Source organism: Amycolatopsis sp. WQ 127309, assembly GCF_023023025.1.
Lineage (GTDB): Bacteria > Actinomycetota > Actinomycetes > Mycobacteriales > Pseudonocardiaceae > Amycolatopsis.
The window spans coordinates 3,626,676-3,640,751 of record NZ_CP095481.1 but is presented as its reverse complement, the minus strand read 5'-3'; the positions used below and the strand labels follow the sequence as shown (position 1 = coordinate 3,640,751).

14 protein-coding genes are annotated in these 14,076 nt (G+C 71.8%); 11 read left to right on the top strand and 3 right to left on the bottom strand.

All coding sequences use genetic code 11. The annotated features are described in order from the left end of the window. Positions 1–4: 4 nt before the first annotated feature. Positions 5–727: a hypothetical protein gene (locus tag MUY22_RS17115; RefSeq protein WP_247060853.1), complete on the bottom strand. Its 723-nt coding sequence runs from the start codon at positions 725–727 to the stop codon at positions 5–7. 158 nt (positions 728–885) lie between these two features. On the opposite strand from MUY22_RS17115, the gene MUY22_RS17110 reads away from it, so the two are divergent. The 9 genes from MUY22_RS17110 (at position 886) to MUY22_RS17070 (ending at position 8,710) form a co-directional block, all read left to right on the top strand. After that, positions 886–1,170, top strand: coding sequence for an SAV_915 family protein (locus MUY22_RS17110; protein WP_247060851.1), 285 nt, complete (start codon positions 886–888; stop codon positions 1,168–1,170). A 106-nt stretch (positions 1,171–1,276) separates the two neighbouring features. Then, positions 1,277–3,070, top strand: a complete 1,794-nt coding sequence (locus tag MUY22_RS17105; protein ID WP_247060849.1) for an acetyl/propionyl/methylcrotonyl-CoA carboxylase subunit alpha — start codon at positions 1,277–1,279, stop codon at positions 3,068–3,070. 58 nt (positions 3,071–3,128) lie between these two features. Continuing rightward, positions 3,129–3,689 (top strand): DUF1707 domain-containing protein, encoded by a 561-nt coding sequence (locus MUY22_RS17100; protein ID WP_247060847.1) that lies wholly within the window; start codon positions 3,129–3,131, stop codon positions 3,687–3,689. A gap of 7 nt (positions 3,690–3,696) precedes the next feature. Continuing rightward, positions 3,697–4,086: a DUF1707 domain-containing protein gene (locus MUY22_RS17095; RefSeq protein ID WP_247060845.1), complete on the top strand. Its 390-nt coding sequence runs from the start codon at positions 3,697–3,699 to the stop codon at positions 4,084–4,086. A gap of 22 nt (positions 4,087–4,108) precedes the next feature. Then, positions 4,109–5,293 carry a sensor histidine kinase gene (locus MUY22_RS17090; protein ID WP_371827674.1) on the top strand — a complete coding sequence of 395 codons (1,185 nt, stop codon included), beginning with the start codon at positions 4,109–4,111 and terminating at the stop codon, positions 5,291–5,293. Further along, the gene (locus MUY22_RS17085) at positions 5,290–5,901 is read left to right on the top strand and encodes a response regulator transcription factor (RefSeq protein ID WP_247060841.1); all 612 of its coding nucleotides are present in this window, start codon (positions 5,290–5,292) and stop codon (positions 5,899–5,901) included. The genes MUY22_RS17090 and MUY22_RS17085 overlap by 4 nt, the downstream gene beginning before the upstream one ends. 66 nt (positions 5,902–5,967) lie before the next feature. Further along, a complete protein-coding gene (locus tag MUY22_RS17080) occupies positions 5,968–6,990 on the top strand; it encodes a hypothetical protein (protein WP_247060839.1) in 1,023 nt (340 codons plus the stop codon). A gap of 91 nt (positions 6,991–7,081) precedes the next feature. After that, entirely contained in the window at positions 7,082–8,098 is a 1,017-nt protein-coding gene (locus MUY22_RS17075) for a hypothetical protein (RefSeq protein WP_247060838.1), read from the top strand. Positions 8,099–8,179: 81 nt separating this feature from the next. Then, positions 8,180–8,710 (top strand): GNAT family N-acetyltransferase, encoded by a 531-nt coding sequence (locus MUY22_RS17070; RefSeq protein WP_247060837.1) that lies wholly within the window; start codon positions 8,180–8,182, stop codon positions 8,708–8,710. A gap of 251 nt (positions 8,711–8,961) precedes the next feature. Here the strand turns inward: MUY22_RS17070 and MUY22_RS17065 are convergent, their stop codons facing one another. Beyond that, positions 8,962–10,701 (bottom strand): glycerol-3-phosphate dehydrogenase/oxidase, encoded by a 1,740-nt coding sequence (locus MUY22_RS17065; protein ID WP_247060836.1) that lies wholly within the window; start codon positions 10,699–10,701, stop codon positions 8,962–8,964. A 244-nt stretch (positions 10,702–10,945) separates the two neighbouring features. Here MUY22_RS17065 and MUY22_RS17060 point away from each other — a divergent pair, with 244 nt between their 5' ends. Together MUY22_RS17060 and glpK are read left to right on the top strand one after the other, a co-directional pair. Further along, positions 10,946–11,698, top strand: coding sequence for an MIP/aquaporin family protein (locus MUY22_RS17060; RefSeq protein ID WP_247060835.1), 753 nt, complete (start codon positions 10,946–10,948; stop codon positions 11,696–11,698). A gap of 32 nt (positions 11,699–11,730) precedes the next feature. Beyond that, positions 11,731–13,245 carry a glycerol kinase GlpK gene (gene glpK, locus MUY22_RS17055; RefSeq protein WP_247060834.1) on the top strand — a complete coding sequence of 505 codons (1,515 nt, stop codon included), beginning with the start codon at positions 11,731–11,733 and terminating at the stop codon, positions 13,243–13,245. 37 nt (positions 13,246–13,282) lie between these two features. On the opposite strand, the gene MUY22_RS17050 is transcribed toward glpK, so the two are convergent. Continuing rightward, a complete protein-coding gene (locus tag MUY22_RS17050) occupies positions 13,283–14,074 on the bottom strand; it encodes a VOC family protein (protein ID WP_247060833.1) in 792 nt (263 codons plus the stop codon). Positions 14,075–14,076 lie beyond the last annotated feature (2 nt).

Below are 14,076 nucleotides of genomic sequence, written 5' to 3'. Positions count from 1 at the left end.
CGTTTCAGGGGCAGGCGCGCAGGTCGGCGCGGGTGAGGCGGACGGCCGGCCAGCCGCGCAGGTCCGACGGCGCGGTCACCTTCCGGGTGCAGCCGAGCGACTTGCCCGTCACGTCGTACACCTCGCCCAGCACCGGCGACGCCTGGCACTCGGGTGTGCCCGACGCCGCGTCCGGGCAGTCGTGGCGGACCACGATCACGTCCGGGCGGCCGTCGGCCGTGACGTCGTAGAGCGTGAGCGTCCCGGCGTCGGCGAAGTACGGCTTGCCCGGGTCGCGCCACACTCCGCCGCCGCGGACGAGCAGTTCGCCGTACGCGCCGGTGCCGTCGTCCCCGACGTCGCCGCGGATCAGGCACGTCGGCGCCACGCCGTCGATGCAGGTCAGCGAGTTCGCGTCGAGCCGGGCGCCCAGCTGCGCGAGCGACAGGTCGAACACGGTGCCCGGCTCCGGGCCGACGCGCACCTGCGCCGAACCGCCGGCCGCGTCGGTCAGCAGCACCACCGGCGTCCCGCCGACGGTCATCGCCGCGAGCTGGCGGCACGGGCCGCCGCCGCAGGTCACGGCGGGCGGCTCGGTGCCGGTCGCGGGCTCGGAGACGGTGTCCGCCGGCGCGTCCGGGCGCGGGCGCAGCAGGAACACGGCGCCGATCGCGCCGAGCGTGATCACCGCGGCCAGCACGGCGGTGAGCAGCGCCGACCGAGGCGTCCGCACTGCCGAAGTCCGCATAAGACAGAGCGTAAGCCGCTTCGCCACCGTGCGTGGGCAGCGCCCCGGCGGGTGTGGCTGAAATCCCCCGGGGGTGCACCACCTCACCGCGACCCCACGAAAGGGGGACGCCCCGAAGGGGGCATGAACAGCGGAGAGTGTCCGGTTATGTTGTCCGGGTGACGAACCCCAGCCTTCCCCCCGCGCTGTACCTCCCCACCGGCCCCGCCAGCCGCGAAGCCCAGGGCGCGTCGATCGAGCTGCGCCGCACGCCGGACGGCCGGACGGCGCTGGTCGCCTTCACCGCGCTGGACCGGCTGATCGACTGCTGCGGCGAGCACCAGCCGTGGGTGCTGGTCAGCACCGAGCACCTGCCGAAGGTGCACGCCGCGAACCCGTACGACGTGATCGTGCTCGACTCGCCGTTGCCGGACGACCTGCGCCACAGCCCGACGCTCGTCTGAGCGTGGTTCAGCTCTCACTCCGGAGACTCGTGCCGTCCTGTCCGTAGACTCCCCCGTACCGCGTGAGCGGTCAGCAATGCAGCTGTCGGGACGCAGGAGGTGCGGGGTGGCCGAGCAGGTCGGCGAATCCACCGGTGGTCCGGTGACCAAGATCCTGGTCGCCAACCGGGGCGAGATCGCGGTACGCGTGATCAGAGCCGCCAAGGACGCTGGCCTCGCCAGTGTCGCGGTGTACGCCGATCCGGACCGCGACGCACCGCACGTGCGCCTGGCCGACGAGGCCTTCGCGCTGGGCGGCACCACGGCCGCCGAGAGCTACCTGTCCGTCGACAAGCTGCTCGACGCGGCGAAGCACTCCGGCGCCGACTCCGTGCACCCGGGCTACGGCTTCCTCTCCGAGAACGCGGACTTCGCCCAGGCGGTCATCGACGCCGGGCTGACCTGGATCGGGCCGAGCCCGCAGGCCATCCGCGACCTCGGCGACAAGGTCACCGCGCGGCACATCGCGACGCGCGCGGGCGCGCCGCTGGTGCCGGGCACCAAGGAGCCGGCGAAGGACGCGAGCGAGATCGTCGCGTTCGCCGACGAGCACGGCCTGCCGGTGGCCATCAAGGCCGCGTTCGGCGGCGGTGGCCGCGGCCTCAAGGTCGCGCGCACCCGCGAAGAGATCCCGGAGCTGTTCGAGTCGGCCACGCGCGAGGCCGTCGCGGCGTTCGGCCGCGGCGAGTGCTTCGTCGAGCGCTACCTGGACAAGCCGCGTCACGTCGAGGCGCAGGTGCTGGCCGATCAGCACGGCAACGCGATCGTCGTCGGCACCCGCGACTGCTCGCTGCAGCGGCGGCACCAGAAGCTCGTCGAAGAGGCGCCCGCGCCCTTCCTGTCCGACGACCAGCGCGCCCGGATCCACGAGTCGGCGAAGGCGATCTGCAAGGAAGCCGGCTACTACGGCGCCGGCACGGTCGAGTACCTCGTCGCCACCGACGGCACCATCTCCTTCCTCGAGGTCAACACGCGGCTGCAGGTCGAGCACCCGGTCTCCGAGGAGACCACCGGCCTCGACCTGGTCCGCGAGATGTTCCGCATCGCGCGCGGCGAGAAGCTCCGGATCACCGAGGACCCCGAGCCGCGCGGTCACTCGATCGAGTTCCGCATCAACGGCGAGGACGCCGGCCGCGGCTTCCTGCCCGCGCCGGGCACGGTCACGAAGTTCCTCGCGCCGAGCGGCCCCGGCGTCCGCGTCGACTCCGGTGTCGAGTCCGGCAGCGTGATCGGCGGCCAGTTCGACTCGATGCTGGCGAAGCTGATCGTCACCGGCTCGGACCGCAACAACGCCCTCGAACGCAGCCGCCGCGCCCTGGCCGAGATGGTCGTCGAGGGCATGGCCACGGTGCTGCCGTTCGACCGCGTGATCGTCGACGACCCGGCGTTCATCGGTGACGAAAACGGCTTCAGCGTGCACACCCGCTGGATCGAGACGGAGTTCGACAACCGGATTGAGCCGTTCGTGGCGCCGGACGTCGATGCGCCCGAAGAGGAGCCCCGGCACAACGTCGTCGTCGAGGTCGGCGGGCGCCGCCTCGAGGTGTCGCTGCCCGGCGGGTTCGCGCTCGAAGGCGGCGGTGGCGGCGGCACGGCCGTCAAGGCGAAGCCGCGCAAGCGCGCCGGTGGTGGCAAGGCGGCGGTGAGTGGTGACGCCGTCACCGCGCCGATGCAGGGCACCATCGTCAAGGTCGCCGTCGAAGAGGGTCAGTCGGTCGAGGCCGGCGAGCTGATCGTCGTCCTCGAGGCGATGAAGATGGAGAACCCGGTCACCGCGCACAAAGCGGGCACCGTCACCGGTCTTTCGGTCGAAGTCGGCGCCGCCGTGACGCAGGGCACGCAGCTTCTCGAGATCAAGTAGGACAGTTCGTTACGGATGTCGTGGTGGGCCGCCCCCGAGGCGGCCTACCATCGGCAAGGTGACCGAAGTCCCGTCTCCGCAGCTGCGGATCAGCGACCAGAACCGCGAGTCCGCGTTGACCGCGCTCGGTGAGCACATGACCGCGGGGCGGATCGACATCGACGAGTACGGCGAGCGCTCGGCCCGCATCACCGCGGCCAAGACGCGCGGCGAGCTCACCGAGCTCTTCGCGGATCTGCCCTCGCCCCACCCCCACTACGACGAAACGCCGCAGGCCGCCGTGGCCGCGCCCGAGCCGGACAAGCAGGCCGTGCCCGCGCAGCAGCGGTCCGGCTCGCCCGAGCACTGGGCGCCGGCGCAGCGGTTCCTCGCCGCGATCGTGCCGCTGGCCTTCATCGCGGCGATCGCGCTGATCGCCACCGGCACGCTGGCCTGGCCGATCATCTTCGTCCCGATCGGGCTGACCGTGGTCGGCAAGTCGATGTGGGGCCACGGCTGGAACCACGACCAGAACCACCACGACCACCACGACCACCACGAGCGGCACCTGCACGGCCGGGAACGCCGGCGCGAGGTGCGCGACTCCTACCGCGACCGCCGGCGCGAACTGGGCCGCTGACGCCGTCGTGAGCGACATCCGCCTGAGCGACGCCGAGCGTCAGGACGCCCTCGACGTCCTCGAAGAACACGTCCGCACCGGACGCCTCGACATCGACGAGTACGGCACCCGCTCCGCGCAGGTCGCCGCGGCCAAGCGGGTCAGCGAGCTCATCCCGCTGTTCGACGACCTGCCCTCACCCCGGCCCAGTGCCCTGGTGGGCGGCGCCGCCGCGCCCGGCGTCCCGGTGGTGACCGGGGAAAGCACCGTGACGCGGTTCCTGAACGCGAGCGCGGTGCCGATCGCCATCGTCGTCGCGATCGCGGTGCTCATCCTCAGCCGCGGGCGGTTGCTGATCATCTCGATCGCGCTGCCACTGGTGATCGCGATGCTCGCGGGGCTCCGCCGCCGGCGCTGAACCTGCGAGAATCGGCCCCGTGATGGGCGTGGTTCCGGGCGCGCTGGACGCCCGGGGTGAGCGGCTGGCCGGGCCGATCTTCACCTTCGTCGGCCTGGCCGGCCTCGTCGCGTGCTCGTTCTGGGCGGCCGGCCGGGACGCGGACTGGGGCGCCACGCTGGTCGTCGTCGTGGTCACCGCGCTGTGGCTGCCGCTGCTGATCCCGCTGTTCCCGCGCCGGAAGGCGCACCCGTGGCTGGCCGCCGGCTACTACGCCGGTGTCCTCGCGGGCGCGCTCGTGCTGGTGGCGCGCAACGACCTGTTCACCGGGTTCGCGTCGTTCGGCTACCCGCTCGCGTTCGTGCTGTTCCCGGCCCGCTGGGGGTTCTTCGCGGTGGCGGCGACCGCCGTGCTGCCGATGCTCGTCAACGGCTCGGACCCGCGGAGCCCGACCTGGGTGCTGGTCGCCTCGGTCGTCGGGCCGCTGCTGTACGCGGCCTGGTTCGTCGGCGCGGAGAGCGAGAAGCGGCGCAAGACGAACACGCGGCTGGAAGCGGCGCTGGCGGAGAACGCGGGCCTGCACGCGCAGCTGCTGAGCCGGGCGCGCGAGGCCGGTGTGCTCGACGAGCGGCAGCGGATGGCCCGCGAAATCCACGACACGCTGGCCCAGGGCCTGACCGGGATCGTCACGCAGCTGCAGGCCGCCGACCGCGAGGACGGCCCCGGCCGCGACCGCCGGCTGGCCCAGGTGCGCACCTTGGCGCGCGACAGCCTCAGCGAAGCGCGTCGCGCGGTGCAGGCGCTGCGCCCCGAACCACTGGCCGAGTCCCGGCTGCCGGAAGCGCTTTCCGACCTGGCGGGCCGCGTCGCCGAGACGTCCGGGGTGGCCGTGCGCACCGAAACCACCGGCGACGTCCGGCCGCTGCTGCCCGAAGTGGAGGTCACGCTCTACCGCGTCGCGCAGGAAGCGCTGGCCAACGCGGAGAAGCACGCGAAGGCATCCCGGATCGGGCTGACACTGTCCTATTCGGACGACGTCGTGCTGCTGGACGTCGTCGACGACGGCGTCGGGTTCAGCCCTGGTGACCGCGGCGACGGCACCGGCTTCGGGCTGGCGGCGATGCGCCACCGCGTCCAGCGGGTGGCGGGGACGCTGTCGGTCGAGAGCACCCCGGGCGGCGGCACGGCGGTCAACGCCCAGGTCCCGGCGCTGCCGGCGGCGTCGTGATCCGGGTCGTCGTCACCGACGACCACCCGGTCGTCCGCGACGGCCTCCGCGGCGCGTTCACCGGCGAGGCCGACATCGAGGTCGTCGGCGAAGCGGCGTCCGGGGTGGAGGCGCTGGCCCTCGTGGCCCGGCACCACCCCGACGTCGTGCTGATGGACCTGCGCATGCCGGAGCTGGACGGCGTCGGCGCGATCCGCCGGCTCGCCGTCTCCCATCCCGCGGTGCGCGTCCTGGTGCTGACGACGTACGACGCGGAGACGGACGTCCTCCCGGCGATCGAGGCCGGCGCGACGGGTTACCTGCTGAAGGACGCCCCGGTCGCGGACCTGCTGAACGCCGTCCGCGCGGCGGCCCGCGGGGAGCCGGTGCTGGCGCCGAGCGTCGCGAGCCGGGTGCTGGGCGGTTTTCGCGAGGCCGGGCCGCTGACCCGCCGTGAGCTGGAGGTCCTGCGCCTGGTGGCGGCCGGGGCGACGAACCGCGCGGCGGCGCGGCAGCTGTTCGTCAGCGAGGCGAGCGTGAAGACCCATCTGCTGAACGCGTACGCGAAGCTCGGGGTGAACGACCGCGCGGCGGCGGTCGGCGAGGCCTACCGCCGCGGCCTGCTCTGAACCCCGCCCTAAACCCGTCGCGGTGCCGGCGCGTGTCGGTCACATCGAACCCGGGGAGGGAATCGGATGACTTTCGGATTCGCGAGACGTGTCGCCGTGCTGGCGGCCGCGGCCTTGCTCACCACCACGCTCACCCAGTCCGCGGAGGCCTCGCCCGGCACCTGGCGGGTGGAGCTGCTGCCGTCGCCGGCCGGGTACCCGGGCGCGACGGGCTGGGTGCGCGGCACCGACAGCCACGGCGGCTTCGCCGGGAACCTGGTGCTGGACGGGGCATCGCAGGTCGTGACGTGGTCGGGCACGCAGGCGACGGTCCACCCGCTGCCGGCCGGGCTCCGGTCGCCCGCGGTCGCGGACGAGAACTCCGCGGGGACCGTCCTCGGCGACGTCGCCGACGCCTCGTTCCAGCGGCAGGTGTTCCTGCTGGAGGCCGGGAAGTTCCGGCTGCTGCCGCGGCCCGCCGACCGGCCGTACGTGTCGGCGGCGGCCATCAACGAACGGGGTGACGTCGTCGCCACCGCGTCCGGGTGGTCCGCCGAAGACCCGGAGGTGCTGCTCTGGCGCGCGGAAGACCGGGAGCACCCGGTGGTGATCACCGGGGACCCGTACCTGCTGGCGACCGACGTCGACGACGACGGGAGCGTGCTGGCCGACTCGTTCCCGGGCGCCGTGCTGTGGAAGGACGGCACGTTCACCAGGCTGACGGCCCCGCCGGGCGCCGGCTCCGTGCACGCGGCCGCCGTCCGGACCGGCCAGGTGGTCGGCAACTTCGCCACCGCGGACCAGACCCCGGGCGGCGTCCAGTGGCGCACCCCGGCCGACCCGGTAGTGCTGCCCGGTTCGGGCGCGGCGTTCGGCGTCAACCGGACCGGCCTGGTCGTCGGCTACGGCGACGTCTCGACGGGCCGGTTCAGCCCGCTGCGGGTCTGGCTGGGCACGCAGCCGTACGGCACGCTGCCGCCGGCCCCGGGCTTCGCGGCGGCGTGGGCGGAGGTGGTCGGCGACGACGGCGTCGTCGCGGGCACCGTGGCCGACAGCGAGCCGACGACGAACACCGGCCGGCCGGCGGTGTGGCGGTACTCCTCGCGCTGACCCGTTTCGGCGGATTGCTCCTTTCGCCGGGCAACCGGACCCCGGCCTGCGACGTGGTGATCTTGCAGGTCGGGGGAAAGGGAGAAAGCCGATGAAGAGCAAGTTCTGGGTGCGGGCCGTGGCGCCCGTCGTCGCCACGCTCACCGTGGCGGCGCTGGCGCAGCCCGCCGAAGCCGTGACGAGCCGCCTCCCGTGGCAGCCGACGGTCCTGCCGCTGCCGCCGGGCAGCAGCGGCGGGTTCCTGACCGGTTCGGACGGGAAGGGCGAGTACACCGGGACGTTCCGGGTGAACGACGTGACGCAGGTCGTCAGCTGGCGCGGCGGGCAGCCCGTGGTGCGCGGCCTGCCGAGCGGGTACGAGCGGGCCGACGCCAACGACGAAAACCCGTCCGGGCAGGTGGCGGGCACCGCGCACGACTACCAGACGATGGTCAGCCGGGCGTTCGTGCTGGACGCGACCGGGTTCCACCTCAAGGACGTCCCGGCGGGCTACGACTACGTGTTCGGCCTCGCGATCAACACGAACGGCGACCTGCTGGGCCAGGCCTACCGGGCCGACAACGGGCCCGGCGCCGTCGTCCTGTGGCGGGCCGGCGGGAGCGCGCCGGTGGTCATCCCGCAGTCGGCGGACGTCTCGTCCGCGCGCGACCTGGACGACGACGGCACGATCCTGGTGAACTCGGGCACCGGCTCGGGCCTGTGGAAGGACGGCGTCTTCCGGCGGCTGTCGCCGAGCCCGTCCTCCCAGGCGACCGCCCTGGCGATCCGCAAGGGCGTGGTCGTCGGCATCCGGAACTGGGGCGGCGAGCAAGCGGCCCGCTGGACCACGCCGGACACGACCGTCGGGCTCGAGGGCGGCGGGCGGGCCTTGAGCGTCAACTCCGGGGGCTTGACGGCGGGGCTCGTGCCCAACCCGTCGGGCCCGGTGATCGTCGGGAACGGCGCGGTGTGGCGCGGCACGACCCCGGGCGTCGTCCGGGGCCCGAGCGGCTACGCCGTGTTCGAAACCCGCGTCGCGGCCGACGACGGCTCGCTGGCCGGGTTCGCCACGAACGGATCGCGGGACGCGGGCGGGGTGCCGGTGATCTGGCGCCTGCTGCCTGCGTAACCGGGCAGTCTTCTTGCCTTGACCGCGCCGTGATCGCCAGGCCGGGGGCGGTGTGCCACCGGCCTGGCTAGGCTGGGCGGAGTGGAACCGGTGGAGATCAACGCGGGCACCTACTACCTGCGCCAGCTGCGCGCCGACCGGCACATCGACGACCGCGCGGTGCTGATGGAGGCGTTCGCCGACCCGACGCACCGCAAGTACGTCCTGAACTACCGCCTGCGCACCCTGGACGAGGCGACGGAGTACGTGGCCCTGCGAGCGGCCCAGTGGGCGGGCGACGAGCGCTGCTCGTGGGCGATCGCCGAGCCGACGTCAGGACGGCTACTGGGCGAGGTGGGCCTGCGCGAGCTGAGCCTGGACGCGGAGTACGCGGAGGCGACGATCTGGATCCACCCCGCCGAGCGCGGCAAGGGCATAGCGACAACGGCGTTGAACGCGGCCCTGCGCTTCGGTTTCGGCGGCTTGGGGCTGACGGAGGTCAGCTACCGCTACGAGGAGAGCAACACGGCGTCGGCAATAGTCGCGGAGCGCTGCGGATTCACGTTGCTGGGCCCCGAAGACCACCCGGCCCCGACAGGCGAGCGCCTGATCCGCTGGCACCGCACGTCCTAGCCACACCGGCCATCCAACTCGCCTGCCATCACCGCCGCCGGCCGAAACTCCCCCCACCCTTCCCTGGGGGGCGGCCCCTAGGCCAGTCTATCGGCGCCCTCGGACGAAACCCGCCCAGAAGGACGCCAGCGCCCGAGTTGCCCACAAGGCGGGGACCCTGTGGACAACGCCATGGCCAGCCGCCTGACGGCCTGCCGTGGCGAACCGCCTGACAGCCAGGCCGCAGGCGGTTCGACCACGGGAAGCCGTGGTCAGCTGACCGGCGCCACGATGCCCGAACGAGCCTCCGGGGCCGCGATCCGCAACGCGTCCGCCGCTTCGTCGCTCGGCTGGGACTGGGACTCGCGTTCCGCCTCGACCCGTCCCCGGTAGACCTCCACCTCGTGCTTCACCGTTTCGGGTGACCAGCCGAGGACTTCGCCCACCAGGTCCGCGACCTGTTCCGCGCAGTCGACGCCGCGGTGGGCGTACTCGATCGAGATGCGCGTGCGGCGGGCCAGGACGTCCTCGAGGTGCAGCGCGCCCTCGTGCGCGGCCGCGTACACCACCTCGACGCCCAGGTAGTCCGGCGCGTGCTCGATCGGCTTGAGCAGCTCCGGGCGGCCCTCCGCGAGCGCCAGCACCTCGTGCACCAGCGAGCCGTAGCGATCCAGCAGGTGCCTCACCCGATAGGGGTGCAGGCCGTGCTCCGCGGCCAGGTGGTCGGCCTGGTTGACCAGCGCGTGGTAGCCGTCCGCGCCGATCAGCGGGACCTTGTCCGTGATCGACGGCTGCGAGCGGCCCGGCAGGTCGACCGCCGCCGCGTCGACGGCGTCCGCCGCCATCACCCGGTAGGTCGTGTACTTGCCGCCCGCGATCGCGACCAGGCCCGGCGCCACCCGCGCCACCGCGTGCTCGCGCGAAAGCTTCGACGTCTCTTCGCTCTCCCCCGCCAGCAGCGGGCGAAGGCCGGCGTACACACCTTCGATGTCGTCGTGCGTCAACGGCGTCGCCAGGACGCTGTTGACGTGCTCCAGCAGGTAGTCGATGTCGTGCTTGGTCGCCGCCGGGTGCGCGAGGTCGAGGTTCCAGTCCGTGTCCGTGGTGCCCACGATCCAGTGATTGCGCCACGGAATGACGAACAGCACCGACTTCTCGGTGCGCAGGATCATCCCCGACTCCGACACGATCCGGTCGCGCGGGACGACGATGTGCACGCCCTTGCTCGCCCGCACCCGGAACCGCCCGCGGCCGCCCGAAAGGCGCTGCAGTTCGTCGGTCCAGACGCCGGTGCAGTTGATCACGACGGCCGCCGAGATCTCCGTCTCGCGCCCGTCTTCGACGTCGCGCACGCGCACGCCGGACACCCGGTCGGCTTCGCGCAGGAACCCGACCACCTGGGTCGACGTCCGCACGATCGCGCCGTAGTGCGCCGCGGTCCGCGCCACCGTCATGGTGTGGCGGGCGTCGTCGGACTGCGCGTCGTAGTAGCGGATCCCGCCGATCAGCGCGGACCGCTTGAGCGCCGGCACCATCCGCAGCGCGCCCGCGCGGGTCAGGTGCTTCTGCCCCGGGACGCTCTTGGAGCCGCCCATCGTGTCGTACATCAGCAGGCCGGCGGCGGTGTACGGCCGCTCCCACACGCGGTGCGTCAGCGGGTAGAGGAAACTCACCGGCTTCACCAGATGGGGTGCAATCGTCGTCAGCATCAGCTCACGCTCGCGAAGCGCTTCCCGTACGAGCCCGAATTCGAGCTGTTCCAGGTAACGCAGGCCGCCGTGGAAGAGCTTGCTCGACCGGCTCGACGTGCCCGACGCGAGATCCCGCGCCTCGACGAGCGCGACCCGCAGCCCGCGGGTGGCGGCGTCCAGCGCCGTGCCCGCGCCGACCACGCCGCCGCCGATCACGACGACGTCGAAGGTCTCCTTGCCCAGCCGCTGCCAGGTCTCCTCCCGCTTGCGCGGGCCCAGTCGAGCCGGGTTCGTCTCCGCTGCGTGCTGCGCGCTTGCCACGTGACAGTCCTCCTCGAGCCGGCGAGGCTTCCAGCATCGCACGACCTGGTGATACTCCGCCCGTTCGCGGAGGACACATGTGGCGTAACCCTCCGCGATCTTGAAAAGATTGCGCTAGCCGGTCCTTGGACCGGGCTTATACGCCCGGGTAACGTCGCCCGGACGTGGGTCGGCAACGGTGCCGTGGCACGCCGTGATCGACCTTGCGCAGAGTGTCCAGTGTGGCCAGTGTGGAGGTACAGCGGTGAGTGCTGGAGCAATAATCGTCTGGGAACTACTGGGAACAGCGGCGCTGATCCTGCTCGGCAACGGTGTGGTCGCGAACCACGTGCTGCGCAAGACCAACGGCAACAACGGCGGAATCCTGTTCATCAACTTCGGCTGGGCGTTCGCCGTCTTCACCGGTGCCAGCATCGCCGCGCCGAGTGGCGCGCACCTGAACCCCGCGGTGACCCTCGGGCTCGCCATCGCGGACAAGACCAAGTGGGCCGACGTGCCCTTCTACTTCATCGGGCAGATGGCCGGCGCCATCATCGGCGCCCTCCTGTGCTGGGCGACCTACAAGCTCCAGTTCGACGACCACCCCGAGCCGGAGAACACGCTCGGCATCTTCTCCACGGCACCGCAGATCCCGAACCGGGTCTGGAACCTCGTCACCGAGATCATCGGCACCTTCGTCCTGGTGGCCTGGATCCTGCTCAGCCCGACCTTCGCCACCACCGGGGACGGCGGCACGCCGAACTTCGGCAACTCGGCGCTCGGCTACGCGGGCGTCTCGTTCGTGGTCCTCGTGATCGGTACCTCCCTCGGCGGGCCGACGGGCTACGCCATCAACCCGGCTCGTGACCTCGGCCCGCGCATCGCGTACGCGTTCCTGATGCCGATCCGGAACAAGGCGAACGCCAACTGGGGCTACTCGTGGATCCCGGTCGTCGGCCCGCTCATCGGTGGCGCTCTCGCCGCGCTCGTCTACCTCCTCGTGCACAACCTGACCTGATCGCCTCCCCCCACGGAATTCCTGGAGCACAGATGACTTCGTACGTAGCCGCGATCGACCAGGGCACCACCTCGACGCGGTGCATGATCTTCAACCACGAAGGCCGGGTCGTCGCCGTCGACCAGAAGGAACACGAGCAGATCTTCCCGAAGGCGGGCTGGGTCGAGCACAACGCCGAGGAGATCTGGGAGAACACCCGCGCGGTCGCCGCGGGCGCGCTCGCCAAGGCCGACCTCCACACCAGCGACATCGTCGCCGTCGGCATCACCAACCAGCGCGAGACCGCGCTGGTCTGGGACAAGTCCACCGGCAAGCCGGTGTACAACGCGATCGTCTGGCAGGACACCCGCACCGACCGGATCGTCACCGAGCTCGGCAACCTCGGCGGCGGCCAGGAGCGCTACCGCGAGAAGGTCGGCCTCCCCCTCGCGACGTACTTCTCCGGGCCGAAGGTCAAGTGGATCCTCGACAACGTCGAAGGCGCGCGCGAGAAGGCCGAGGCCGGCGACCTGGTGTTCGGCAACATGGACACCTGGGTGCTGTGGAACATGACCGGCGGACCGGACGGCGGCGTGCACGTCACCGACCCGACCAACGCCTCCCGCACCATGCTGATGGACCTCGACACGCTGCAGTGGGACCCCGAGATCGCCGCCGAGATGACGATTCCGCTGTCCATGCTGCCGGAGATCCGCTCCTCGTCCGAGGAGTACGGCAAGGTCCGCGAGAAGGGCGCGCTGGCCGGCGTGCCGATCGCGGGCATCCTGGGCGACCAGCAGGCCGCGACGTTCGGCCAGGCCTGCCTCTCGCCCGGCGAAGCCAAGAACACCTACGGCACCGGCAACTTCATGCTGCTCAACACCGGTACCGAAAAGGTGATGTCGCAGAACGGGCTGCTCACCACGGTCTGCTACAAGATCGGCTCGAACGACACCATCTACGCGCTGGAAGGCTCCATCGCCGTCACCGGTTCGCTGGTGCAGTGGCTGCGCGACAACCTCGGCATGATCGGGACCGCGGCCGAGATCGAAGAGCACGCGCGCAGCGTCGAGGACAACGGCGGCGCGTACTTCGTCCCGGCGTTCTCGGGTCTGTTCGCTCCTTACTGGCGATCCGACGCTCGCGGTGCGATCGTCGGGCTCACCCGGTTCGTCAACAAGGGACACCTGGCCCGCGCGGTGCTGGAGGCGACCGCCTTCCAGTCGCGTGAGGTGATCGACGCGATGAACGCCGACTCCGGTGTCCCGCTGAAGTCGCTCAAGGTGGACGGCGGCATGGTCGTCAACGAGCTGCTCATGCAGTTCCAGGCCGACATCCTCGGCGTGCCGGTGATCCGCCCGGTGGTCAACGAGACCACCGCGCTGGGTGCCGCCTACGCCGCCGGGCTGGCGGTCGGGTTCTGGAAGTCCGAAGACGACATCCGCACCAACTGGGCCCAGGACAAGCAGTGGGACCCGTCGATGGACGACGCCCGCCGCGAATCCGAGTACCGCAACTGGAAGAAGGCCGTCACCAAGACCTTCGACTGGGTCGACGACGAGGACTGACCGTCAGGGCCGGGGGCGCTGCGCACAGCGCCCTCGGTCAGTCGTCCCAGCCCCGCGGTTTGCCGGATTGCTCCGTCGGCGCGATGACGAAGAACGGCACGCCCTGGTCGTCGGCGAGCAGCACGTGCCTGCCCTCCGGCGAGTCGACCGGCTCGCCCAGGACCCGGCCCCCGAGTTCGACCGCCTTCGCCGCGCTCGCGTCCGCGTCCGCCACCCAGAAGTACACCCGCCAGTTCGACGGCACCTCCACGGCCGACACGCCGATTCCCCCGACGGGCCGCCCGCTCGCCAGCAGTGCCTTGTACGTCGAGCCGCCACTGGTCTCGTCTTCGAAGGCGTAGCCGAACACCTGCGCGTAGAACGCTTCGGCCGCCGGGTAGTCCTGGCTCATGCACTCGTTCCAGGCCAGTGCGCCCGGCCCCGCCATGACCTGCGTGCCCTGGTGCTCACCGGGCTCCCAGAGGCCGAACGCCGCACCGCCCGGATCGACCGCGACGGCCATCCGGCCCTCTTTCGCGACCTCCATCACCGGCACCACGAGCTGCCCGCCCGCCTCGGTGATCGCCGCCGCCGTCTTGTCCACATCGGACACCGAGAGGTACGTCGTCCAGACCGCCGGCATCTCCTGGTCCGGCGGCGTCTGCCCGATCCCGGCAACGGGACGCCCGCCCAGCGTCGCCATGCCGTAGAAGCCGGTCTCCTCACTGCCCGCCCGCACGTCCCAGCCGAGCAGGCCGCTGTAGAAGGCGATCGCCTTCGCCTGGTCGGGCACCATCAGGTCCACCCAGCTGGGTGTCCCGTCCGGCCACGGCTCGTCGCGGAACAACATGT